The organism is Delftia sp. UME58 (assembly GCF_014170385.1).
GTDB lineage: Bacteria > Pseudomonadota > Gammaproteobacteria > Burkholderiales > Burkholderiaceae_C > Comamonas > Comamonas acidovorans.
In genome coordinates, this window is record NZ_LZZV01000013.1 from 353,399 (window position 1) to 376,253 (window position 22,855).

The window sequence follows — 22,855 nt, forward strand, 5'->3', positions numbered from 1 at the left end:
TCCATCAAAGTGCGTCATGAAAGATCAGCCCCACGGTATGGCGATGGCCGCTGTGGATGCGGCTGACGCCATGGCGCATGGCCACGCGGCGGTAGCCGCTGCGCCGCCCGGGCACGGGCCGGTGGCGCACGGCCAGGACCAGCGCATCGCCCTGGTCCAATGCCATCACATCGGCCCGCTGCCGGTCGCCATCGGCCTGGGTGATGACGAATTCTCCCCCCGCAAAATCCTGCCCGGGCCGCGACAGCAGCAGCACCACCTGCAGCGGGAACACATGCTCTCCATAGACATCCTGGTGCAGGCAGTTGTAGTCGCCCGCACCGTATTGAAGAATGAGCGGCGTGGGCCGCAACTGGCCCTGCGCGTGGCAGCGCGCCAGGAAGTCCTGCAGCCGGCCCGGATAGCGCACCTCCAGCCCCATGCGCTGGTTCCAGAGATTGGCCACCGGCGCCAGGCGCAGATACAGCTGCTCGCGCAGGCGCTGCAGCAGCGGTGGCAAGGGGTAGTCGAAATATTGGTACTCGCCGCGCCCGAAACCGTGGCGTGCCATGACGATGCGGGAACGAAAGCCGTCTTCCCTTGCGTAGAGGGCGGCCAGCTCGCGGCACTGCTGCGCATCCAGCAGGCCGGGCAGGCGCGCGCAGCCTTGCTCATCGAGCTGGTGCTCCATCTGCGTCCAGTGGCAGGGCAGGGCGGATTCGCAAGCTTCGTTGTCGAAAAGACGGAGGTTGTGCATGGCGGGCGCGGTTGGCGGTATGGGCGCTGTGGGCGATTGCCGCAGTCTAGGGCGCGGCCGCAGCGCCTGCATCCCGCTTCTTGCATTGGCAGGGCGCTGGGTGAACGGCATCCTGAGACAATCCGCGCTCGGCAGAATGAAACAAATTGCACAAGACCCGACACAGTCCCAGGAGGGGGTGAACCGCATGTGGATACAGACCGTCATCACGTCAGCATGGACCTGTGCCGACAGACACCGCTTTTTTGCGCAGGACCGTCGCTGATGCAGCCCACCGCCATTGAACAGGGTGCTGCCGTGGCACCAGGCGTTCACGAGGATTTCGGCCATTTGCTGGGGCTTTACATGCGCCGCATCCGCGCCAGCGCCTCGGGCGTGGCCACCGAGATCGGGTTGAGCCGGGAGGCCGTCAACAACTGGAGAAACGGCGTTTCCCTGCCCAATCCGCGCTCGCGCGACCGGCTGGCCGCCTGCGCCCAGTACCTGCGCCTGACGGAGGCGGAGACCAATCGCCTGTTTTCCGCCGCCGGCTTTGCCACGGAGTTTCCGTTGCAGGCCGCCGCCGCCGGCGCCCAGCCTTTTGCAGGCTTCATGGACCGGCTTTTCGCCCAGCTGGCCCAGGCCAGGCCCTATGCCATCACCATGCTGCTGTCACCCGCGCACTGGGGGCAGCCTCCGTTTCGCCAGGAACTGCTGCTGCGCGCCCGCGCCCAGTATGGCGCCGAGGCGGTGTTGCACCTCCAGCCGCCCTACAGCGTGAGCACGGCTGCGGCCGACTACTTCGCGGCCCTGGGCCGGCAATGCGGACTGGGCGAGGTTGGCTCGGACTACGAATTCGAGGCCCTGCTGGAAAAGCGCCTGCTGGCCGGCGGCCGGCTGTTCTGCCTGGTCAGCCGCTTCGAGCAGGGCACGGCGCAGCTGCGCGAAACACTGGCCGGCATTCTGCGCAGCCTCAGCGAAATGCACAGCGGCCGCCTGCACCTGCTGCTGTGCGGCAGCGAGGCCCTGGCCGACCTCAAGTACCGCAGCGGCGATCTGTCACTGCTCAACATCGGCCAGGTGGCCCACTGGCCCGATCCCACGCGGGAAGACCTGGCCTTGATGGCGCGCCAGCGCTGGCCGGGCACGGCCTGGCCGGCCGAGGTCATCGAGGCATTGCAGGCGCTGACGGGCGGGCATCCCGCGCTTTTCGAGGAAGCGCTGCAATGGCTGGTGGAGCAGGGCGTGGGCGTCGCTTCAGTGCACTCGCCCCTGCTGCGCGCCCATCTGGTGGCCAGCGCGCGCCTGTGGCAGACCTTGCTGCCCCTGGCGCAGGAGCCTGCAACGCGCGAGCAACTGCGCAGCCTGGTCGATGCGGCATCGCTGGGCCGTGCACGCCCCTATCTGCAGGATGCCGTGCTGCGGCGCCTGTTCTGGGGCAATCTGCTGCAGGTGCGCGGAGCAGGCGAGGGCGCCCATCTGCACTGGCGCTGCGACATTGCCCGCGAAGCCGCCGTGGCGGTGCTGCAGGCATGAGGGGCCTGGACCGGCTTGTGCAACTGCCCAAATCCTGGTGGCGCGCCGCGCTGCTCGCCTTGGTCACGCTGTTCATCGGCACGGCCATCCTGCTGCCCCGCTACAACCCCGTCACCCGTGGCAGCCTGCTGGGCGCGGAAAGCTCGGGCCGGGTCTGGAACGAGATCATCCTATGGCGCCTGGCCCTGATGGACTATGTGGGCCAGCATGAAGGCTGGCCGCAGGACCTGGCCAGCGTGGCGCCGGACATTGCCGAACCGCGCGTACGCATGAGTTCGCCCAGGCCATTCGTGCTGCAGGCGGACGTGGTGCGCGACAGCCAGATGGGCGTGCTCGCCGGAACCCAGGTCCTGCTGCAACTGGACATGCAACGCCGGGACTGGAGCTGCCAGGGCGGCCTGCCGCCCACTCCGCCGCGCTACCTGCCGCTGAACTGCAGCCCCTCGCCGGGCCAGCCCGAGCATGAACCCTTTGGATGGCTGCGCAGCGTCATCTGGACCAGCGCCCTGGTCTTTGGCGGCCTGGCCCTGCTGTGGCTGGTGCGACATCCGCTGATAGGCCCGGCACAGCTCAAGCCCGAGCGCCTGCGCCGCAAGCCCTACCAGCATCTACCCCAGCTGGACCGGCTGCTGCGGCTCACCGGCCGCCGCTCCGCCGTCTTGCGCACCGCAGGCATACGCCCGCCGGACTGGCAGCGGGCCCTGCGGCTGGCCCACGCCAGCCCCGCTGCCCGCGTGCGCGCCCTGGCCGAACGCCTGGCCGCCACCTGCAAACCGGCCGAAGGCGAATGGCCCATGCCCGGCGACATGTTCGAGTGGACGCTGCCATCCGAGCTGCCCATCGCCCTGGGCCGCTGCATGGTCTATGCGCCGCCAGCGGAGCTGGAAGAGGGCGAACTCGTGCGCCAGCTGCGCCTGCTGCAAACCGGCGGCGATGTGGTGCTCATACTCAGTCCCCAGCATCCCCAGTCGCCCATGCCGCTGCTGCAGCGCCATGCCCAGGACCGCGCCAATCTGCACGTGCTGCTGGACAGCCCTGGCCAGACCGAATGGCTGATGGGCGGCGATCCGGACCAGGTGCTGCTGCGACTGCTGGCCACGCAGCTGCAGGTCACGCGCATATCGCCCTACCAGACGCGCGGCGGCGTGACGCGCGAGGACGTTTTCTTTGGCCGCGAGCGACTGCTGGCACGCGTGCTCAACCGCGAACCGGCCAACTACCTGGTCGTGGGAGGACGCCAGCTCGGCAAAAGCAGCCTGCTCAAGGCCGTGCAGCGGCGGCTGCAGGAGCATCCGGCCATCGCCTGCCACTACATCTCGCTGCGCGACCACCGCCTCACGCCGCGCCTGGCCACGCAGTTCGGCCTTCCCGTGGAAACACCGCTGGAGGCCATCATCGAACACCTGCAGAAGCAGTCGCAGGGCAGGCGGCTGTACCTGCTGATCGACGAGGCCGACCTGTTCTTCCGCGACGAAGCCCGCAATGGCTACCCCCAGCTCAGCGCCTTGCGCGCGCTGAGCGAGGAGGGCCGTTGCTGGTTCATGCTGGCGGGATTCTGGGATCTGTACGCGGCAGCGCTGCTCGACTACCAGTCGCCGCTGCGCAACTTCGGCGAAATCCTGGCCATTGGCGGATTGGAGCCAGCGGCATGTCACGCCCTGGCCACCGAGCCGCTGCGCAGGCTGCGCCTGGGCTTTGCCAACGACGCTCTGGCCGAACGGCTGATAGAGGCCAGCGGCAGGCGCGCCAATCTGGTCGCCATCCTCTGCCAGGAATGCCTGGAAGCGCTGGGCGCCGACGAACGCGTCATCGAAGAACGCCACCTGCGCCAGGCCATGGCATCCCAGCCAGTGCAGGACGCGCTGGTAGGCTGGGGCCGCCTGAGCACCGATGAACAGGCCTGCCGCCTGGACCGCATCGCCGTCTATCACACGGCCCAGCAAGGACAGACCAGCCTGGCCGCACTCGACGCCCTGGTCCAGTCCCACGGCGCCACCGGCCAGGCCCAGGCCTTGCGCCGGTCCCTGGCGCGCCTGCAACTGGCCTATGTCCTGCGCCGGGATGAAACGTACGGTGTGCACGATGCATGCTACGTCTTCACCATCCCGCTGTTGCAGCGCCAGTTCGAGCCGCAGGAAACCGCGCTTTTGCTGAAGCAGGAGCTTGAAGGCCTGGAAACCGTCTTGAACAGCTGAAAACGAAGCAGGCGAGACACTGGAGGAGTGCCTTGCCTTGGTTTTCAGGCTGCTACCTGGATTTGCGATTTAACATAATATACATCGTATCAATTAAAGAGAAAGCTCCGGCTGCGGCATCACCGACACCCGCGCCCAGCTTGCCCTGCGCTTCAGGGCCATGCACCAGAGCCTTGGCCTGGATCTGCCTGGCTGCGCGCAGCTTCTTCACGTCTCCGAACGTACTTTGCATAACTGGGCCTGCGGCAAGCACGACATCCCGTACGCAACGTACCGGCTGCTGCGGCTGCTCAACCGCATGGAACTGCCTGGCCAGACCTGGCAAGGCTGGAGCTTCCATGGCCACAAGCTGATCTCGCCTGAGGTGCATGTTTTTGTGGACACCGACAGCGCCTGGTGGGGATTGCTCGTGCGTCGAGCCGCCATGTTCGGCAAACAACGTCGGGTCGAAGGTGCTGCGCGCATGGACACCACGACAGAGGCGGAGCCTGGCGTGGTGGCCGTGGGCGAAGCGCCGGCCCTAGATTTATCCCATAAACACTTTGGAACATGGAATTTTGAAAACCTGATGCCGTCTAGCTTGTTTGCTATCAAAACCAAAGCAACCCGGTCACTGAAGGACGGTGAACACCATGGCGACTAAGTCACCAGCGTGCAATCACTGAATGCCGCCGTCGTGTCCGCTGGTACTTGACGTTTGACGCCGATAGCCCGGACGGGCCTGCTGAGCCTTTGCAAAGCTATGTTCCAAAGAATCCTGCGTTTGCGCTGCTGTGGGCAGAGGCCTGCCAGCTCGAAGGTCAGGAGGTCTACTTCGCGATTCCTGACGCCAAACGTGGCTGTGGCCGTCCTCGCAAAGTTCGCGATGAGGATGGGGCATGAGCCCCCTACTCCATGCATCTGCGGCCACTGTGGCCGTTCTGATGGCTCTGTGGGGCAATCCTGCCTCGACAGAGCCTGCCCGCCCCGTTGGGGCATTCAAGGCGGGGATGCCGGGTGCTGAGAACACCCGGAACCCCTAACCAAAACCAGTCGTCAGGAGGACTGAACAATGGCTACCGAAAATTCTAACGTCGACGCCTCTACGGCACATTCTCAGATTGAAAAGGCTGCGTTTGCCTCCCTGTCAGAGGGCGATCTTGAGTTCACCGGAGCTGCATAGCGGTGCATACCACTTCGTCCGCATGCACCGCCCTCGGCGAGCATCGAGCGTTGCGCCGCCGCGTCGTGGCTGAGCCCTTCGGGTGGCAGTTGGCCAGCCTCGAATCGGCGCCCAACGCAAACAGCGCTACTCCACAGCTGGCAGCCGAAGAACACGGACGACCTCTTCGGGATTGATGCTGCTACAACGGACCATGTGCTCGCAGTAGTCGCCGACGGTCTGGATGACCAACTTGCCTTGCGCCATCTCTTTGAGAAGCCACTTGTCAGCGACATCCTTGATATCGCCGTCAACGATGTCGAACTGGTTGACCTTGAAGTCGGAAGCCGGGTTCGCCTTCAACTCTTGCCCGAAGCGGGCATCAAGGGTCAGCGATGCCTCAGGCACGTCGAACACCTCGGCGAGATGCCGCAACGAGTGCTGGCGAACAACCTCTTCCGAAGGAACCGCTGTCGCGGGCTTTTTCACTTTGAACCACATCCACAGCTCCCTCCTAATGACCCTGAATCCCATGCAGCCTTGCCGATGACTCCCCAGCTGTAGACGCCGTCTAAGAAGAGTTCGTAGGTTCGGCGCACCAGCGCCGCCTTCTCTGCGAGGGACCAGCGCCTGCGGCGCTTGTCCTTCACGACTACCTCTCTCGGCGCTGCTCATGAGCGCTTCGATGTCGGTCAGAATCAGCATGCGCTCGACATCGCCGCTCTTGAAGCAGCCCATACCCACGATGTAGCCGGCATCCACCGAGGCACTCATCTGGGGCGCCGGCTTGATGCTGTCCGCTCCCAGCACTCCTTGCAGGTTGGGGACGGGTTCTGGCGCGGCGAGCCGCGCTCAGAACGACGCCCAGCCGTCAGTGCCGGTCTTGGCAGGTGCGATAGCGCGCTGGCTTGACTCAGCGGTCGGTGCTGGGGCTGCAGCAGCCTTCGCCTTGAATGCCGGCCGGGTGATGTTCTTGGCACGGTCCGGGCCGCGACGCTCGACGGCCGCAGCGTTGGCCACTGGGGCCGCAGCGTAGGTCGAGCCTCGAAGTCCTTCATGCGATAGCTTGAACACCGCCACGGCCTGCACCAGTTTCTGGGCCTGGCCCTTCAGGCTCTCTGCGGCAGCAGCGCTCTCTTCCACAAGCGCCGCGTTCTGCTGCGTCACCTGGTCCATCTGGCTGACGGCCTCGCCGACCTGCCCGATGCCGGAGCTCTGCTCGACGCTGGCCGAGGTAATCTCGGCCACGATGTCACTCACGCGTTGGATCGAGGCGACGATCTCGCCCATGGTCTTGCCGGCCTCGTCCACCAGCACGCTGCCCTGCTCCACCTGCTCGACGCTGCGACCGATCAGGGTCTTGATTTCCTTGGCAGCTTCAGCGCTGCGCTGCGCGAGGCTGCGCACTTCAGACGCCACGACAGCGAAGCCGCGGCCCTGCTCGCCTGCGCGGGCCGCCTCCACGGCTGCGTTGAGCGCCAGGATGTTGGTCTGGAAGGCGATGCCGTCGATCACGCCGATGATGTCGCCGATCTTGCGGCTGCTGTCGCTGATGCCTTGCATCGTGGTGACGACCTTGCCGACCACCTCGCCACCTTGCGCAGCGACGGCCGAGGCGCCCTGAGCGAGTTGATTGGCCTGCTTGGCGTTGTCGGCGTTGTTGCGGGTGGTGGTGCCCAACTCTTCCATCGTGGCGGCTGTTTGTTGCAGGGCACTGGCTTGCTCTTCGGTGCGCTGGCTCAGGTCCTGGTTGCCCTGTGCAATCTGGGTGCTGGCTGTCGCCACGCTGTCGGCGCCACTGCGAATAGCGCCCACCACGCTGGACAATTGCTGCTGCATGCTGCCCATAGTGCGCAGCAGGTCACCTTCTTCACCCCTCACACCGTGATCGATCGACTGATCAAGCTCCCCTGCCGCAATGCCCGATGCCAGACGACTGACGTCGCCAAGCACGGCGCTGGTGCGACGACGCAGATAAAGTAGCCCGGCGAGCAAGCTCACGATGAGCGATGCCGTCGAGGCCATGACAAGTTTTGACCATTGCTGCCGCGCCGCCACGGCTGCGGCCAGTTGTGCTGACGTGCGCTCATCGAGAAGAATCAGGAACTCGTCCACGGGTTTCATGATCTTGGCTTTGTACTGGTGGTATGCCAAGTCGTGCATCATCCCCAGAGCCTTGGCCTTGTCGGGTTCAGCTTGGCGCGTGAACCCACCTTTGCCGTCGTCATAGAGGCCCTTCACCATGTTCATTGCGATGGTTTCAGTGCGCACCAGATCATCTGAGTTGGCCTTGGCCTCGGCCAACTTGGCGAGTTCGTTGTCTGCAAAGCCGGCCCGCTTCATCAGATCAAGCAGCGGCACCGTTTCGCCTGCGGGACGCACGTTTTGCGCATCGGCTGCCCGGAAGTCCCAATAGATCCGCTCGTAGGCCTGAGGCCGTGGGAGCTTGCCATTTCGAATATCCAGAATCTCGATGTATTGCTTCTCCCACTTGGCGTCACTGGTGGCCACGTAGGTGCGCGCCAGTCGGGTGAGGTCGTCAGAGCTTTGCCGCAACTCATCGGCCAGCAGGTACGACTGGTATCGCCTGGCGGCAGTTTCGTCGGCAAGATCGCTGCTGCGGTTGCTCATGATGGCTGCGCCTATGGTGGCCGCGCCAAGAACCAGCAGGAGAGCGGCACCAAAACTGTACACTTGTTTGATCTGTAGTCTCATTGTTGTTCCTTAGACTGTGGTCTCGTCCTGGACCAGGACGATGGAGTTGAGTTGGCCATGCAGGCTTGATCTGGCTTGGCGCAGAGCATGGAGCTTGCGACTGACCCCTGCCCTGCCCTGCGCTGTCCCGCGTCACCCTGAACTGGCCGGATCGGCGCAGCCAACGGCATTCGGCGTCCGTCAAGCCGTATCGCTGCTTGATCGCCACAACCTGCTGCCTGGCCGGGTGCGGCAGGTCCATTGCGAAGCGGCAGTAGAGCAGCCACTCGTTGTCCCGCGGTGGGCACGTGTCACTTCCTTGAGCAGATCCTTGCGCTCGCGGTACATGCGGCCGAAGTCCTGGATGAGCTGCTCCATCTGCTCCGCGGCCGCAGGATCGAAAGGTCGCGACAACTCCCTCGGGACGCTGGTCTGGTACTGGGCCATCAGGCGATCCTTTCAAGTCTTTCGATCGTCTCCAGCAGCTTCAAGGTGCTGAAGGTCATGTTGTCGAGCAGGACGATGTCTGGCCTGTGCATCTCGGCCATCGCCCGGGCTTCGTCGCCATCGCAAGCCCCTATGACATCAAAGTCACGGAATTCCAGCGCCATGCGCAACAGCTTGCGGATGCCCGAGTGGTCTTCGACGATGAGCATTTTTCTCATGGTGCCCTTGAATGACAAAATTGATCTGATGGCTGAATCATAAATATCAATTTGATCAAATATGCATTTATTTTTCCTATCAATTTGAAGAAATTGCTACTTTTGCGGGTGAGTGAATCTCCGGTCTACAACTCGCCATGTACGGCTATCGAGGAATCCGCTGTCGGTGTCTGGCGCTCGGGATGCATACCAATCACGGAAGGCCTTCCGCAGCAAGCTCGTCGCTGCGGCGCCCTGATTGATGGCGAGGTCTGCGACCTCGTTTGACCATGTCCGGTCGGCCTGCGGGAGGATCGGTCATATTTGGCTGGCGAATCCCTGCCACGTGATCGCCTTAGCAAGGCTGAGAGCGGCATCAGCTCAGGCCTTTTTTTGTTTCACGATGACTCCAGTACCGCAATTCGCTGGACTACGCCAAGGCTCGATACAGCAGGTTTATCAATCACTTAGGCGAGTTCAACATATGCCGGTGCTTTCCGAAACTTGACCCGGCTTCCCCTCGCGTGGCTCCCATGCGGCTCTTGGAAACCGGGCTTTCCGAGGAGTCATCATGGCGAAAATCAAGCTCACCAAGTCCGCAGTCGATGCGGCACAACCCCAAGACAAGGCCATCGAACTGCGGGACACCGTGGTGCCCGGCTTCCTGTGCAAGATCACCCCGGCGGGCCGCAAGGTGTTCATGCTCCAGTACCGCACGAACGCTGGCGAGCGCCGCAAGCCCGCTTTGGGCCAGTACGGGGAACTGACGGTCGATCAGGCACGCACGATGGCGCAGGAGTGGCTGGCCGAGGTACGCAAAGGTGGTGACCCGAGCGCGGCCAAGAACGCCGCCCGCAAGGCGCCGACCATGAAGGAGTTTTGCCACACCTTCATGGAGGATTACTCCAAGCAGCGCAACAAGCCCAGCACGCAACGCGGCTATCAGGGCGTGATTGACCGCTGCATCATCCCGATCATGGGCCGGATGAAGGTGCAGGACGTGAAGCGCCCGGACGTGGCCGCGCTGATGAAGAAGCTGGCCTACAAGCAGGCCGAGGCCAACCGTACCTTCGGTGTACTGCGCAAGATGTTCAACCTGGCCGAAGTGTGGGGGCTGCGCCCGGACGGCACCAATCCGTGCCGGCACGTCCCGATGTACCCACCCGGCAAGGAAACCCGGCTCATCGTGGATGATGAACTGGTGCGGATCTTCCGCCAGTTGGAGCACTTGGAGGCGGAAGAACTGGAGAACTACGTCATCCCGCTGGCGATCCGCCTGCAATTCGAGTTTGCCGCCCGCCGCTCCGAAATCTGCCCGTTGGAGTGGGATTGGATTGATCTGGAAAAGCGCCGCGTCGTCTGGCCTGACAGCAAGACCGGCGGCATCTCCAAGCCCATGAGTGAGGAAGCCTATCGGCTGCTGTCCACCGCACCGCGTCGGGAAGGCTGCCCCTATGTCCTGCCGTCGCCCAATGACCCGACCCGGCACATGACCCACGGTGAGCACTACGGCGGCTGGACGCGCGTGCTCAAGGCTGCTGGCGTGCCGCACGTTGGCACGCACGGTATCCGTCACCGAGCGACGACCGACATTGCCAATTCGGGCGTGCCCACCAAGGTGGGCATGAAGCTCACAGGCCACAAGACCGTGGCGATGTTTATGCACTATGTTCATACCGAGGACAAGCCGGTGCGGGATGCAGCCGAACTGGTGGCGAATCGGCGGCTAGCGATTACCGGGGCATCCCGTTCTATGGAGGTGACAGCATGACAAGGAAGACACCCGTGGCAACGCGGAAGCCCGCCGCCTTACCGGCTGGCTATGCTGGCATCCACGGCGGCATCGTCGAGTTGCTGGATGCTGCGCGCCAGGCGGCGGCGCGCAGTGTCAATGCACTGATGACAGCCAGCTATTGGGAGATTGGCCGCCGGATCGTCGAAGCCGAGCAGAAAGGCAGGCGACGAGCCGGTTACGGCGAGCAGTTGATGGAGCGCTTGTCCGCCGACTTGACGGCCCGATTCGGGCGCGGGTTCGGTGTCAACAATCTGGAGAGCATGCGGCGTTTCTTCCTCGCATACCCCCAGCCCTCAATTTCCCAGACAGTGTCTGGGAAATTGGGAAATGAGTCGCCTACCGAGAAATCCCAGACAGTGTCTCGGAAATTCGACCTCTCCGAACTTGCCCAGGTCTTCACCTTGCCGTGGTCGGCCTATGTCCGACTGCTGTCGGTCAAGGATGACCATGCCCGCCAGTTCTACGAGGCCGAGGCGCTGCGCGGTGGCTGGAGCGTGCGCCAGCTCGATCGACAGATTGGAAGCCAGTTCTACGAACGCACGGCCTTGTCCAAGGACAAGGCGGCGATGCTGGTCAAAGGTTCGGTGGCCAAGCCCGAGGATGCCGTCACGCCCAACGACGCGATCAAAGACCCGTATGTGCTGGAGTTCCTCGACCTCAAGGACGAGTATTCGGAATCCGACCTGGAAGCGGCTTTGATCCAGCGGCTGGAAGACTTCCTACTGGAACTGGGCGAAGGATTCACCTTCGTGGGGCGGCAGCGGCGCTTGCGTATCGACCAGACCTGGTATCGGGTCGATCTGCTGTTCTTTCATCGGAAGCTGCGCTGCCTGGTCATCATCGACCTGAAGCTGGGCAGCCTGACGCATGCCGATGTGGGGCAGATGCATATGTACTGCAACTATGCCAAGGAGCATTGGGCCTACCCTGACGAGAATCCGCCGGTGGGCCTGATCCTGTGTGCCGACAAGGGCCATGCCCTAGCGCGGTATGCGTTGGATGGTTTGCCGACCAAGGTGATGGCTGCGAACTACCGGACGGTGTTGCCGGATGCCGAACTGCTGCAAAAGGAACTGGAGAACACGCGGCGTCTGCTTGAATCTCGCGGCACGCTGTCCCTCAAGGACGATAAGCCATAGTCGTTCGTCCCGGCGTACCGCCGTCGGGCTCGCGGGCTGCGCCCCGTGCTTCGTGCCGAATCACAGCCATTCGGCGCTGATCCCTGACGCCTCCGGCCTGGATCGCTGATCCGGGCCTGCGCGTGCTGCGCACTTGCCAACGGCGGGTGTGTGGCTGAGTGGGGTGTAGGCGGTCTTGCTGTTCCCTTCACCGTATCACGGCGTTCTCGCCGTCAATGACTGCGCGTGCTCGCACGCTTGCGGCCTGTCGGCCGTCTTCGATCCCTGACTGCTTGCGCTGCGCCGTGCTGGCCGCGGTTCCGGGCAATTCCGCCCGAGCAACCGGAGCACGATCATGTCGCAACTGTCCTTTTCCTCGTTCGATGACGCTTTGCTGGTGCGTGACGCCCAAGGGCGCTACATGCCGGCATCGGTGGATCAAATTCTTGAAGCGGCACGCCAGGCCATCGAGCTGAAGATGCAGCGTGGTGCTGAGTTCACTTCGCCGGCGCTGGTCAAGGAGTACCTGCGCAACAAGCTGGCAGGCTTCGAGCATGAAGTCTTTGCGTTGCTGTTTCTGGATACGCGCCACCGGCTGATCGAGTACCGGGAGATGTTCCACGGCACCATCGACAGTGCATCGGTGTATCCGCGCGAAGTGGTCAAGGAAGCGCTACGGCTCAATGCTGCGGCAGTGATCCTTTCGCACAACCATCCGAGCGGGAATCCTGAGCCGTCGCAGGCCGATAAGGTGCTGACGCAGCGGCTCAAGGAAGCGCTGGGGCTGGTGGAGGTGCGCACGCTGGATCATGTCATTATCGCCGGTAGCGACACTGCGTCCTTCGCTGAATGTGGCCTGATCTAAGCCTGGGGCTTCGGCCCCTTTTGTCCCTTTGATATTAGAAAAATAGCGATCAGGGCATGATCTGGATTTGACTGGGTTCCAGCAACTTCTTGTCAATGAGTTCGGCTTGCGCACCTTCCGGATTGGCTGTGAACAATACAACACGCAAATCCTCCATCGCACGCGAGAATGACACGTATGCAAGTTTTTGCGTTACGTCGCGCTGCCGATCAGAGGGTTCACCGGCTGTTAGTGGCGTTAATGTTTTATTGAAACTGTATTGGTTCCACGCCGCCTCAATATCATCATAAACCACTAGGACTTTTGAGTACTCTTCGCCTTTGACTCCATGCTGAGTACTGTAGGCAGTGTTATTGACAATGAATTCAAAGTAGCATCCAATCTGCGCAGGCATCATTTGAAAAAAAGAATCTGCAAGCCAGTCTCCTTTATCTAGGCTGTGAATCTCTTCATCGAAAGATTCTGTCCTGGGATCGCGGTCAAGATTTTCGCAAAGTCTTTCGGATGGTTGAATAATTTGCTTTTCAACGCAAAATCGAAGGATGGGCCCAATTTTTTCTGTATTCCATAGGTCAACAAGCTGATTTACTAGCGATTTCGACGCTTCAATCATCAGCTTCAATGATTTTTCTGCATTTAAACCATCGGTTGCAAAAGCTGGGCTGCTGCGACGAAGAATATTGATGACTGCTCTATCATCATCTTTGGCTTGAGCATTGATGAGCGGACAAATGGTCGAAAGAAATGGCTTGATAAGAAAGTGCTCGCCTTCTTCAAATGCGTCTTGTGCCCGGGAAGAAGCATACTCTCCTGTGAAAAGACGATTGAGATCAGAAAATCCAAGCCTGCGAGCGATCATTTGCCGAGCCAGAAATAGTTTTACGACATCTTTACGCTCTGTCCATCCCCAGCTCGCGATAGCGGCATCCATACGCGCTAAGGCTCGTTTGATTTGATCTTCAGAGTATCGCTTGCGCGGCTCTGATGGTTCTTCTGCTTGTATCAGCAAAAATTCAACACTACCTTCGCACGACGAGTTTTCCCCCGCAGCATACTGTTCAACATCTCCTCTGTATTTATTGAGGAGTCGGATAACACTTTTTGAACAGCGAAAATTTTCAGACTTCTTTATTATTTCCCCATTGTCAGGAGGTACAAAATCCCCGGCACTTCGATCATAGATTTGCTGCCAAGGATCACCAAAATAGCCGATCAGAGGAAGGCCTGTACCTGCGCAGACGAGATTTAGCCCTGAAACGATGCCATCAAACGTGTCCTGCGCCTCATCAACAAAAATATAAGGGAAGCGCAGGCCGATGATTCGCCTGAATGTGTGATTATTTGCAAGCAAGTAGGTAGCGATTTCTATGACATCATCATGACTGATTTGCCCTTTTTCGTAATCACTAAAGTTAGTGTCTGAATAGCCAAATCTTTCGACCAACTCCAGCGCAGTCAGCTGTTTGGTCAATCGCTCTATTTTTTCCCGAGCTTTCTTCGCTTTTTTGCTTTGCCCACCATTGTCATCCTCTCTGGACTTTTCTATGAGAGCTGGAATTCGACTTTCACGCAAAGCCTCCCGGATGTCTTCATGGAAATGGTGAATTTGCCCCCACAAAAAACCGTGAAGAGTTGAGACAAGGTATAAGTCATCAAATCCAAGCCGCGCCTTTATGACTTCTACTGCCCGCTTGGTAAAAGTGATGCATGCAATGCGTTGGCCATGCTTCTTGAGAAAACTTCCCTCCAACTCGCGAACTCGACGAAGAGCATCTACGAGGGAGCTAGTCTTGCCGGCACCTGCTCCCGCAATCATTGCAAAACTACGGCGATCATCCAGGCACTTGCGGACCAGAGCATCTGCCTTGCTTTCTACCCATGCAGACATACTAATCTCCTGAAATGACAGTAGTCGGTTCCGGCGACAAGCGCTTTTCAAGCCACTGCAGGCCCTCAGCTATATAGCTCGGGACGCACCACTGCTCGGGGCAAGCCAAAATGTCCATAGCGAAATCAGTTTTCTTAAAATTATCTGACCGAATTCGATCATAAATTTCTTGATATGCATTATCAAGAATTTCTGGAATGGCAATACCGATGGATAGTGCTCCTGATCGCAGCAGCCCGAAATTCTCGTAGACGATAGACTCCTCCAGCGTGCGGGGACGCAGCGTTTCATTCGCCGTTCCATCAACTACTAAAACATCAGTTTGAAAGGCGATGCAGCGATCTTTATCGGCATGTTGTTTCTGCGTCGCAGTCAGCGCAATCAATTCAGAAATTGTGCTGTGCCCACACATTTTCTTGATAGAGGCATTGGATGTTTTGGCTCCAACGAAATCTGCGCGACACGCGCTTGGATATCCAGTTGGCAAAACAGAATCAATATCTGTAATAACAAGATATGGAATATGAAGAAAGCTCAGCAGACCCTCGAAACGATGAGCATAGGCACCTCCCACCTCTAAGACCGTAAGATATGATTTACGCAAATTTTCTGCTGCGCGCTCAATCATAGACGGCATAAGAAGTTTCTCAACGGCGCCTTCAACAAGGATGGCAGCATCCGCAAAAAACAGGTCACAATGAGTCAGTCGTAAATACCGTTTAAGAAAGGCTAGAGACTCCGATGGAGCAACTAACTTACCGTCTATCGTCTCCGCTTCTGGTTGAAATGATCGGAGGCTGTGAACGACTGATGCATTGCGAATGCCCGTTGCCGTTGTCTCACCTTCGATATGACATCTCTGGAAATATCGAACCTTCTCAAAATCTACCGCATCCATGATGTGAGAAGAGTGTGTTGTGACAACGAGTTGCGGCACTAAATCAGGTTCGCCAGCCGCTTCAGCCGATTGGTTTATCACCTGCCAAATGTTGGATATAAAAGTCTGCTGAACCTGTGCATGAAGATGAACCTCGGGTTCCTCTATGAATATCATCAAACATAGCGGACGATTCACCTCAGTCATGATCCATTGAGAGTGAAAGTGTCGCGCCTGGATGGCCATGTATATGAGATTCTTGAAACCAAGACCGTTATACAGTTCGGGAAGCTCATGCTGTCTACCGGGGTCAATGTAGAGTAATTCGGTGTTGCCTCTTAGCGCAGTTTCCGGGCTAAGAGATGAAATTATCCGTAACTCGCGATCATTTATAGACGGCACACCAAGATCTTTAATCAGCGTAATCAGGGGCTCAAACTGCTTGGCGTAGTGATCGGTGAGTTGTTTGTTGTTTTCATCAATTACGCCATGAGCATCGGCAGCATGACCAGCCTGTTCAAGATTTTTTCTGTAAAAGGTAGCGAAAGCTGCTGAAAGTCGGTTGCTTCGGCTACTGTCATCATCATTGATGTTACGCTGAGCATCGACGAACTCCACTCGTATTAGGTGCTTAAGTAGGCGCTTTCCCTCCTCAGGATCAAGCCTGCTTACTTGAATTTCAGGAGGAGCTCCCTCCTGATGCTTTTCTTCGAGTGAAAAGTATCCAACTGAAAAATTCCGACTAAGGTTTCCATCTAGCGCAAGATATTGGGAGAGTGCCTTAGCACGTTCTTCGCCTTCCCTTTTGGGGTAAGCAGCGTCGTAACTTTCCAAAAGTTTCTTTGCATCATCTACTTCATATGAAAGCCGGATTCCAACGCGCTTTAGGTCTAAAAGCTTTGGGAGAAGGGTGAAAACTCTTCCAAATGCGATACTTTCAGGGTCAATGCTAAACCAGAGATCGAGGCTAATTTTGGGAAGCTGATTGGCATCCCCTGTGTTCGCAAAGTCTTCGAAATCCTTCATTCTGGCGACTGAGAAGTCATGGATTTTGAATTCTCGATCGCCAAGAAAGCAGCGAAAGATTGCTGTGGCAGACGTTTTGCCACTGTTGTTGGGGCCAACAAATATTGACTCTCGCTCTTCAATGTCGATTTGAACATTTTCCAATCGACGGAAGTTCCGAATTGCAATGTCGCTAATCTTCATCAATCCCCTCCTGGGCAAAAGTCAATAATTGATATTTTTAGCTTTCGCCGAAAAAGCGGCTCAATGATCGAAAGCTGCCAACATACAAATAGATAATAAGCGAAATACTTCCTTGCGTCTCCGCTTCGCGGACCGTGCTGCTCCAGGTTCGCTATTCGCTCATCCCTGACGGGACTGGCATTCGCCAGCCTTCCACATCCCTGATGCCTACGGCCCGGCTTCCAGCTTAGGGCCTGCGCGCTTCGCTTGCGTGCGATCTGCACATCGCGGCGGCCGTTGCCATGTCCAGCCGTCTCTCCTGACTCCATCACCTTGCTCGCGACTGTAGCCCGTGGCCGCGTGCCGTCAAGGCGCGCCAGGCCGTGTCCTCGGCTGCGCCTGCGGGCCGCACCAACCTGCCGCTTCTCTCCTTGACGGCCCACGTCCGTGGGCTCCTGACCGTCGCGGGCGATGAACTCAGGAAAGACGGTGGCAACAGGGCCAACCGGGTTCCTCGTGCCAACCGCACCGAACAGCCGAAAGGCTGGGCTCCGAATCTTGGAATCCGGTGTGCGGTTTGAACAGCAAACCCTTTTCGTCAGGAGAAAGACCATGCTTGCATCCCGTTTCGCTTCCCGTTCCCCGGTACTGCGCAGCGATTCCCCGCTGTCCGATGACCAGATTCACCGCGTGGCCCCGTCCATCTTTGCGGAAGCACCCCACGAAAGCCGTTCCCAGCGGTACGCCTATATCCCCACCGCCACGGTGCTGACCGAACTGCGCAAGGAAGGGTTTCAGCCCTTCATGGTGACGCAGACCCGCACCCGCCACGAAGACCGGCGCGACTACACCAAGCACATGATCCGGCTGCGCCATGCCAGCCAGATCAACGCCCGAGGCGAGGCCAACGAAATCATCCTGCTGAACTCGCACGATGGCACCAGCAGCTACCAGATGCTGGCCGGAATGTTCCGTTTCGTGTGCAGCAATGGGCTGGTGTGCGGCGACACCGTGGCCGATGTGCGCGTGCCGCATAAGGGTGACGTGGCCGGACAAGTGATCGAAGGTGCCTATCAGGTACTGCACGGCTTCGACCGTGCGCTGGAATCCCGTGAATCCATGCAGGCCATCACGCTAGACGAAGGCGAGGCCGAAGTATTCGCCCGCGCCGCGCTGTCGCTCAAGTACGACGACCCAGACAAGCCCGCACCCATCACCGAATCGCAAATCCTGATGCCGCGCCGCTTCGACGACCGCCGCCCGGACTTGTGGAGCGTGTTCAACCGCACCCAAGAGAACCTGACCAAAGGGGGGTTGCATGGGCGCAGCGCCAACGGACGCCGCCAGCTGACCCGCCCGGTGCAGGGCATTGATTCCGATATTCGTCTCAATCGCGCCCTGTGGCTGCTGGCCGATGGCCTGCGCCAGTTGAAAGCCTGATTCCCCTGCGCGGAGGGGCAGGCAGCAACCCTTGCCGCGTCATTCGCTGCTGCATTCCATCATCGCAAGGAGTTTTCACCATGAACGCTATCACCCACACCGAAACCCAAGCCATCGCCACTGCACTGGAAACAGCCGCCCCGGCGCAGAATCTGCTGCTGGTGCCGCTGTCGCAGCTTCGTCCCTCGCGCCGCAACGTGCGCAAGACCGCAGGCCAGTCCATTAATGCGCTGGCGGCCAGCATCGCCCGCGTGGGGCTGCTGCAAAACCTGACCGTCATTCTTGCCAGCGATGGCGAGCATTACGAAGTGGTGGCCGGTGGCCGCAGGCTGGCCGCGTTGAAGCTGCTGGCGAAGAAGCGCCATATCCCGAAGGATTGGGAGATGCCTTGCCTGCTGGTGCAGGATGCCAGCGCCCGCACCGTCAGCCTGACCGAGAACGTACAGCGCGAAGCCATGCACCCGGCAGACCAGTTTGAAGCCTTCGCCGCACTGGTGGCCGAAGGCCGACCCGTCGAAGACATTGCCGCTGATTTTGCGGTCACGCCGCTGGTGGTGCAGCGCCGTCTGAAACTCGCTAACGTATCGCCGCGCCTGATGGCCGACTATCGTGCCGATGCCGTGAGCCTTGACCAGTTGATGGCCCTTGCCATCACCGACGACCACGCCGCACAGGAAGCCGCGTTCTACGACGCGCCGACGTGGCAGCGCAACCCTTCCCAATTGCGCGACCGCCTCACCGAGCGCGAGATTGACGCCTACCGGCATCCGCTGGTGCGTTTCGTGGAGCTGAACACCTACGAAGCCGCAGGCGGCGGCATCCGCCGCGACCTGTTCGCGGAAGGCGATGCGGGCGTGTATCTGACCGATGCCGCGCTGCTGGAACGGCTGGCGCAAGACAAGCTGGCGGGCATCGCCGCCGAGGTGAAGGCCGAAGACTGGGCATGGGTGGATGCCACGCCCAGCGCCACTTATGCCGACCTGCAAGCCTTCCATCGTGCGCCACGGGAACGCCGCACCCCGAACAAACGCGAAGCGCAGCGCATGGAGAAGCTGCAAGAAAAGATGCTGGCCATTGGCGAAGCGGTGGATGCCGCGATGGAAGCAGACGACGAGGAGAAGGCAGAAGCCTTGCAGGAGGAAGGCGACCGCCTGGGCGAACAGTTGCAGGCGTTGGAAGATACCTTGTTGGACTACAGCCCCAACGTCAAAGCCGCAGCCGGTGCCATCGTCACGCTCGACCGGCAAGGGCAGATCGTGGTGCATCGCGGCCTGCTGCGCGAAGCCGAAGCCAAGGCGCTGCGCACCTTGGAACGGCTGCGGCAGGGGTTCGGAAGCGATGGCGAAGCCGGGAACGATGACACAGGCGAGGACGGAGACAACGAAGGACAACCCAAAATCGCCGCCATGTCCGACAAGCTGGCGCAGCGGTTGAGCGCCCACCGCACCGCCGCGCTGCAAATCGAGGTGGCCCGGCATCCACAGGTGGCGCTGGCCGCACTGGTGCATGGCATGGTGCAGACCGTGCTGCAAGACGGCTATCACGGCCGTGACTTGCCGCTGGGCGTGAGCCTCAAAGCGCAAGACCGGCTGGAAGGCATCGCCCCGGATATACCCGATTCGCCTGCTGTCGTGGCGCTGCGCGAATTGCAGCAGGTTGCAGGCGAAGCGCTGCCGCAGGACTGCGCCGAACTGTTCGCCGTGCTGCTGGCGAAGTCGCAGGATGAACTGGTGCGCCTGCTGGCGGTGTGCGTGGCGGCTACGGTGGATGTGGTGACACCTCGCGCTGCACAGCAGCAACCGGGCGAAGAACTGGCGCAGGCCGTGGGGCTGGATATGGCGGCATGGTGGAAGCCCACCAGCGAAGGCTATTTCCAGCACATCCCGAAGGCTGCAATTCTGGATGCCGTGGGAGATTACGCGCCCGAGCAAGTTTCCCGGCTGGCGAAGTTGAAGAAGGCCGACATTGCCAGCGAAGCCGAGCGGCTGGCAGACGGCACCGGGTGGATGCCCGCCGTCTTCGCAGCCGAAGCCCCGCAGCAGGCCGCGCAGGACGTGGCGACGGAAGCGGAAGCCGACGCCACGGACACCGCCACCGTGACCGATGAACCGGCCGAGGCATTGACCGCTTGACCCTGCACCGATGAGCGACCCGGTTCCGACCGGGGCGCATCACGTCGAGGATGCCGACCATGAGCCACACCGACACGAGCCGCCCACGCATGGGCGCAACCTATGCCCCCGGCACGGTACGCGCCCGCCGCTGGCATGGCGATGGCGACGTGCGTGGCTACCGTCCGCCTCGCGGCTGGACAGTCCGCGCCGACCTGGCCGACATTCCCCCCATCACAGGCCGCGCCTTGTCGCGTGCCGTGTGGTGGATTGTTGGGACGAAGGAATAACCACGATCAGCCCCGCGCCCAGGCCGTTTCGCCCTGGACGCGATGGTTACAAAAATCCGGACGCGGCAGTGGCCGCGTCCGGTGTGAAAGACAAACAGCATCAAGGCTCTGCTTTCCTCAAGCCGTGCCTTGAACGCACGCCATCATCCGGCCGCGAGTGCAGCCAGATGATGCTCGAATCCGCCTGCGTTGCAGGCGGCATTCACATGGTCAAAGTAGTCGTACCAACCACTGGCCTTGATGCCCGCTAGCAGCGCATCCCGCGCTTGCAGATCGGGAAAGCGCCAGATGCCCAGGAAGCGGTATTCGCTGGCACGGTCGATGCCCGTATCCGTCTCGCCCAAGGCCAGCACTTCCACACCCAGACTGGACAGCCCGCCCATCGCCGTCTGAATGCCGTCCAGAAACTGCTGGCGGCTGTCAGCAGGCAATGCGCGCCATGCGCTATTGGGCGTGTAGAGTTCAACAAGATAGTGGGACATGGTGGCGCTCTCCTTCATTTCAGGTTGCGCAGGGCGCGGTGGCAGATGCGGCGCGTGGTGTTGGCAGGCTGGCCTTGCAGCCATTGCGCGCAGAGGCCGCGCACCCAGTCGGGTTGATCCTTGGCGGCATCGTTGAGCCAATTGGCCACCGAGTCCTGCACATAGGCCGATGGATCGGCGCGCAGTGATGAAAGGATCGACAGCGCCCGTTCCGGTTGCTGTTTGAGCGCGGCGATGTGGGCGCACCACACGCCGCGAGGACGCAGCGCCTCGCTGGCGAAGCGGCGCAAACGCTCGGACGGCGATGCCGTCCATGCAGCCAGATGGTCGATGGCGGCATTCAGTTCCTGGGCAAGATGTGGGCGTACCGCCATCCACGCCCATTCGCGTACGCCGAAATGTGTGTCATCGGCGAGCGGTCGAATGGCGGCAAGCCGGGCCGACAAATCCAGCTCCGATTGTGCGCCGACCATGAAGCAGGCCCAACCGCGCACAGTGTCCGAAGTATGCGCCTGGCATTGCGCAATGCCGACGACACCAAGTTCGGCGAGCAGCGCGGCACCGATACCTGCCATGCGCTTGAGGATGCCGAGTTGGCAGGCAGCGTCGGCCGCATGCAGGGTTTGCGGCGAAAGATCGGGAAAAACCGTGTGCAGCAGCCGGGCCTGGTCGAGTGCCAGTCCTTCGGCCAGCGTGGCGCTTTGCAGGTCGCCACGGGACAAGGCATCGAGCACATCGACGGGTATGTCAGCGGCTCGGGTTGCGCCTTTGCGCGGTACCTGTGCATTCATGGCGATGTGCCTTTTTCTGTGTTGCCCAGATTCGCCGCCACCTTGTCGAGCAGTGCCGCCAGTTGTTCGCGCTCTGACGTGGATAGGTTGCCGAACAGACCGGCAATCCAGCGACCATGCTGCTCGAAGACCTGCTTGGCCACCTGCTTGCCCTTGCGGGTCAGACGGATGCGCAGGGCACGGCGATCGTGGGCGTCGGCCTGGCGCTCGATCAGGGCTTCGCGCTCCAGGCCATCGAGAAGACCCGTTACCGTGGCGCGGGTGACACCGGCCTGTTCGGCCAACGCATTCGGGGCAAGCCCTTCGCTGGCGGCATCGAGCAGGAACAGGATGACGAAGCGGCCTTCGGACAGGCCATGCGGGGCCAGTAGCGCGGCACAGTCGCGGTCGATGGCCGATGCCAGGGACAGCGTTTGAAAACACAGCCGGATGCTCGCCACGTCGGGAAGCTGTCGGCGCTGCGCCTCTTGCAGCAGCGCTTGGTATTTCTGTTCCAGATTCATTATTGATGCTGCCATATAGTATGGCGGCTAATTATAGTTTTATTCTTGAAAAAGGTACAGGACGTGTCGGCGCAACACGCCGCCGGGCTTTCGGGCTCCGCCCCATGCCGCCAATGGCGTCATGTCCATCCGGCTTCAATCCCTCACGCCTTCGCGCCTGCGGCGCTGCGCGCTTCGCTTGCGAGAAGCAGCCCCGCTGCAATGGGCGGGACTTGTGGGGCTACGCCCCGGCTTGCTGCCGTAGGTTGTGCAAAAGCGTGCCGTCCTCGACGCTGGCGGTTCGTCGCCTGTACGTCACGAAGGACGGTTCACCGACACACCGCCCGGGCCTGCAATGGAGCTTCCACGCTACGCCTCATGCAAGAGGCCGCCTGCTATGTCAGGGGTGCTTGCGCCATTGTCGCTGGGCGTTGTCTTTGCCCGTTGTCAGGGAGCAGGCCGGTGAAGCCGTCACGCGGGGAGCCGAGTCGGCCATGTTCCTTTCGGAGCGGGTCGGCCCAAGGCGTCCTGTCTGTTTGTGAATCCTGGCGGTGGCCGGGCTCCTATGGCAGCAACCTTCCAGCGAAAACAATTTCCCCTGCG

Annotated in this window: 19 protein-coding genes; 9 read left to right on the forward strand and 10 right to left on the reverse strand. The window is 60.6% G+C overall.

All coding sequences use genetic code 11. The features are described from left to right. Positions 1-4: 4 nt before the first annotated feature. Entirely contained in the window at positions 5-736 is a 732-nt protein-coding gene (locus A9976_RS05085; RefSeq protein WP_183018082.1) for a 2OG-Fe(II) oxygenase, read from the reverse strand. 264 nt (positions 737-1,000) lie between these two features. Between A9976_RS05085 and A9976_RS05090 the strand changes: the two genes are divergently transcribed. The 3 genes from A9976_RS05090 to A9976_RS05100 all read left to right on the forward strand — a co-directional run bounded on the left by A9976_RS05090 (position 1,001) and on the right by A9976_RS05100 (position 5,089). Then, complete coding sequence (locus tag A9976_RS05090) at positions 1,001-2,251, forward strand: hypothetical protein (protein ID WP_183018083.1); 1,251 nt, start codon at positions 1,001-1,003, stop codon at positions 2,249-2,251. Then, on the forward strand, positions 2,248-4,446 hold the full coding sequence (locus A9976_RS05095) for an AAA family ATPase (RefSeq protein ID WP_183018084.1): 2,199 nt from the start codon (positions 2,248-2,250) through the stop codon (positions 4,444-4,446). Before A9976_RS05090 ends, A9976_RS05095 begins: the two co-directional genes overlap by 4 nt. A gap of 160 nt (positions 4,447-4,606) precedes the next feature. Beyond that, complete coding sequence (locus tag A9976_RS05100) at positions 4,607-5,089, forward strand: VC1465 family Xer recombination activation factor (protein WP_183018085.1); 483 nt, start codon at positions 4,607-4,609, stop codon at positions 5,087-5,089. A 645-nt stretch (positions 5,090-5,734) separates the two neighbouring features. Here the strand turns inward: A9976_RS05100 and A9976_RS31710 are convergent. From A9976_RS31710 to A9976_RS05125, 4 genes are all read right to left on the reverse strand, one after another. Continuing rightward, entirely contained in the window at positions 5,735-6,361 is a 627-nt protein-coding gene (locus A9976_RS31710) for a hypothetical protein (RefSeq protein ID WP_310889369.1), read from the reverse strand. A 78-nt stretch (positions 6,362-6,439) separates the two neighbouring features. Then, complete coding sequence (locus tag A9976_RS05115) at positions 6,440-8,302, reverse strand: methyl-accepting chemotaxis protein (RefSeq protein WP_183018086.1); 1,863 nt, start codon at positions 8,300-8,302, stop codon at positions 6,440-6,442. A gap of 180 nt (positions 8,303-8,482) precedes the next feature. Further along, complete coding sequence (locus A9976_RS31850; protein WP_259649110.1) at positions 8,483-8,728, reverse strand: hypothetical protein; 246 nt, start codon at positions 8,726-8,728, stop codon at positions 8,483-8,485. Next, complete coding sequence (locus A9976_RS05125; protein WP_259649111.1) at positions 8,728-8,937, reverse strand: response regulator; 210 nt, start codon at positions 8,935-8,937, stop codon at positions 8,728-8,730. The genes A9976_RS31850 and A9976_RS05125 overlap by 1 nt, the downstream gene beginning before the upstream one ends. A gap of 559 nt (positions 8,938-9,496) precedes the next feature. Between A9976_RS05125 and A9976_RS05130 the strand changes: the two genes are divergently transcribed. The 3 genes from A9976_RS05130 (at position 9,497) to radC (ending at position 12,703) form a co-directional block, all read left to right on the forward strand. Continuing rightward, positions 9,497-10,696, forward strand: coding sequence for a site-specific integrase (locus A9976_RS05130; RefSeq protein WP_183018088.1), 1,200 nt, complete (start codon positions 9,497-9,499; stop codon positions 10,694-10,696). Continuing rightward, complete coding sequence (locus A9976_RS05135; protein ID WP_183018089.1) at positions 10,693-11,859, forward strand: YhcG family protein; 1,167 nt, start codon at positions 10,693-10,695, stop codon at positions 11,857-11,859. The genes A9976_RS05130 and A9976_RS05135 overlap by 4 nt, the downstream gene beginning before the upstream one ends. Before the next feature lie 334 nt (positions 11,860-12,193). Beyond that, positions 12,194-12,703, forward strand: coding sequence for a RadC family protein (gene radC / locus A9976_RS05140; RefSeq protein ID WP_183018090.1), 510 nt, complete (start codon positions 12,194-12,196; stop codon positions 12,701-12,703). A 49-nt stretch (positions 12,704-12,752) separates the two neighbouring features. Here radC and A9976_RS05145 read toward each other — a convergent pair whose 3' ends face one another. Further along, positions 12,753-14,591 (reverse strand): UvrD-helicase domain-containing protein, encoded by a 1,839-nt coding sequence (locus tag A9976_RS05145; protein WP_183018091.1) that lies wholly within the window; start codon positions 14,589-14,591, stop codon positions 12,753-12,755. Position 14,592: 1 nt separating this feature from the next. Next, positions 14,593-16,677 carry an ATP-dependent endonuclease gene (locus A9976_RS05150; protein ID WP_183018092.1) on the reverse strand — a complete coding sequence of 695 codons (2,085 nt, stop codon included), beginning with the start codon at positions 16,675-16,677 and terminating at the stop codon, positions 14,593-14,595. 591 nt (positions 16,678-17,268) lie between these two features. Between A9976_RS05150 and A9976_RS05155 the strand changes: the two genes are divergently transcribed. The 3 genes from A9976_RS05155 to A9976_RS05165 all read left to right on the forward strand — a co-directional run bounded on the left by A9976_RS05155 (position 17,269) and on the right by A9976_RS05165 (position 20,497). After that, the gene (locus A9976_RS05155) at positions 17,269-18,096 is read left to right on the forward strand and encodes a DUF932 domain-containing protein (protein ID WP_183018093.1); all 828 of its coding nucleotides are present in this window, start codon (positions 17,269-17,271) and stop codon (positions 18,094-18,096) included. Between the two features lie 80 nt (positions 18,097-18,176). Next, positions 18,177-20,228 (forward strand): ParB/RepB/Spo0J family partition protein, encoded by a 2,052-nt coding sequence (locus A9976_RS05160; RefSeq protein ID WP_183018094.1) that lies wholly within the window; start codon positions 18,177-18,179, stop codon positions 20,226-20,228. A gap of 59 nt (positions 20,229-20,287) precedes the next feature. Continuing rightward, on the forward strand, positions 20,288-20,497 hold the full coding sequence (locus A9976_RS05165; protein WP_183018095.1) for a hypothetical protein: 210 nt from the start codon (positions 20,288-20,290) through the stop codon (positions 20,495-20,497). A 143-nt stretch (positions 20,498-20,640) separates the two neighbouring features. On the opposite strand, the gene A9976_RS05170 is transcribed toward A9976_RS05165, so the two are convergent. The 3 genes from A9976_RS05170 to A9976_RS05180 are packed head-to-tail and all read right to left on the reverse strand — an operon-like array spanning position 20,641 to position 22,273. After that, a complete protein-coding gene (locus A9976_RS05170) occupies positions 20,641-20,979 on the reverse strand; it encodes a DUF6616 family protein (RefSeq protein ID WP_183018096.1) in 339 nt (112 codons plus the stop codon). A 14-nt stretch (positions 20,980-20,993) separates the two neighbouring features. After that, positions 20,994-21,770 (reverse strand): DNA alkylation repair protein, encoded by a 777-nt coding sequence (locus A9976_RS05175; protein WP_183018097.1) that lies wholly within the window; start codon positions 21,768-21,770, stop codon positions 20,994-20,996. Beyond that, positions 21,767-22,273: a MarR family winged helix-turn-helix transcriptional regulator gene (locus tag A9976_RS05180; RefSeq protein WP_183018098.1), complete on the reverse strand. Its 507-nt coding sequence runs from the start codon at positions 22,271-22,273 to the stop codon at positions 21,767-21,769. Before A9976_RS05180 ends, A9976_RS05175 begins: the two co-directional genes overlap by 4 nt. Between the last annotated feature and the right edge of the window lie 582 nt (positions 22,274-22,855).

What these genes read in the sequence shown, in the direction of transcription:
- A9976_RS05180 (WP_183018098.1), bottom strand. Translation starts at nt 22,273, where the DNA reads ATGAATCTGGAACAGAAATACCAAGCGCTGCTGCAAGAGGCGCAGCGC.
- A9976_RS05100 (WP_183018085.1), top strand. Translation starts at nt 4,607, where the DNA reads ATGCACCAGAGCCTTGGCCTGGATCTGCCTGGCTGCGCGCAGCTTCTT.
- A9976_RS05170 (WP_183018096.1), bottom strand. Translation starts at nt 20,979, where the DNA reads ATGTCCCACTATCTTGTTGAACTCTACACGCCCAATAGCGCATGGCGC.
- radC (WP_183018090.1), top strand. Translation starts at nt 12,194, where the DNA reads ATGTCGCAACTGTCCTTTTCCTCGTTCGATGACGCTTTGCTGGTGCGT.
- A9976_RS05145 (WP_183018091.1), bottom strand. Translation starts at nt 14,591, where the DNA reads ATGTCTGCATGGGTAGAAAGCAAGGCAGATGCTCTGGTCCGCAAGTGC.
- A9976_RS05130 (WP_183018088.1), top strand. Translation starts at nt 9,497, where the DNA reads ATGGCGAAAATCAAGCTCACCAAGTCCGCAGTCGATGCGGCACAACCC.
- A9976_RS31850 (WP_259649110.1), bottom strand. Translation starts at nt 8,728, where the DNA reads ATGGCCCAGTACCAGACCAGCGTCCCGAGGGAGTTGTCGCGACCTTTC.
- A9976_RS05135 (WP_183018089.1), top strand. Translation starts at nt 10,693, where the DNA reads ATGACAAGGAAGACACCCGTGGCAACGCGGAAGCCCGCCGCCTTACCG.
- A9976_RS05160 (WP_183018094.1), top strand. Translation starts at nt 18,177, where the DNA reads ATGAACGCTATCACCCACACCGAAACCCAAGCCATCGCCACTGCACTG.
- A9976_RS05150 (WP_183018092.1), bottom strand. Translation starts at nt 16,677, where the DNA reads ATGAAGATTAGCGACATTGCAATTCGGAACTTCCGTCGATTGGAAAAT.
- A9976_RS05095 (WP_183018084.1), top strand. Translation starts at nt 2,248, where the DNA reads ATGAGGGGCCTGGACCGGCTTGTGCAACTGCCCAAATCCTGGTGGCGC.
- A9976_RS31710 (WP_310889369.1), bottom strand. Translation starts at nt 6,361, where the DNA reads ATGAGTGCCTCGGTGGATGCCGGCTACATCGTGGGTATGGGCTGCTTC.
- A9976_RS05090 (WP_183018083.1), top strand. Translation starts at nt 1,001, where the DNA reads ATGCAGCCCACCGCCATTGAACAGGGTGCTGCCGTGGCACCAGGCGTT.
- A9976_RS05175 (WP_183018097.1), bottom strand. Translation starts at nt 21,770, where the DNA reads ATGAATGCACAGGTACCGCGCAAAGGCGCAACCCGAGCCGCTGACATA.
- A9976_RS05155 (WP_183018093.1), top strand. Translation starts at nt 17,269, where the DNA reads ATGCTTGCATCCCGTTTCGCTTCCCGTTCCCCGGTACTGCGCAGCGAT.
- A9976_RS05165 (WP_183018095.1), top strand. Translation starts at nt 20,288, where the DNA reads ATGAGCCACACCGACACGAGCCGCCCACGCATGGGCGCAACCTATGCC.
- A9976_RS05115 (WP_183018086.1), bottom strand. Translation starts at nt 8,302, where the DNA reads ATGAGACTACAGATCAAACAAGTGTACAGTTTTGGTGCCGCTCTCCTG.
- A9976_RS05085 (WP_183018082.1), bottom strand. Translation starts at nt 736, where the DNA reads ATGCACAACCTCCGTCTTTTCGACAACGAAGCTTGCGAATCCGCCCTG.
- A9976_RS05125 (WP_259649111.1), bottom strand. Translation starts at nt 8,937, where the DNA reads ATGCTCATCGTCGAAGACCACTCGGGCATCCGCAAGCTGTTGCGCATG.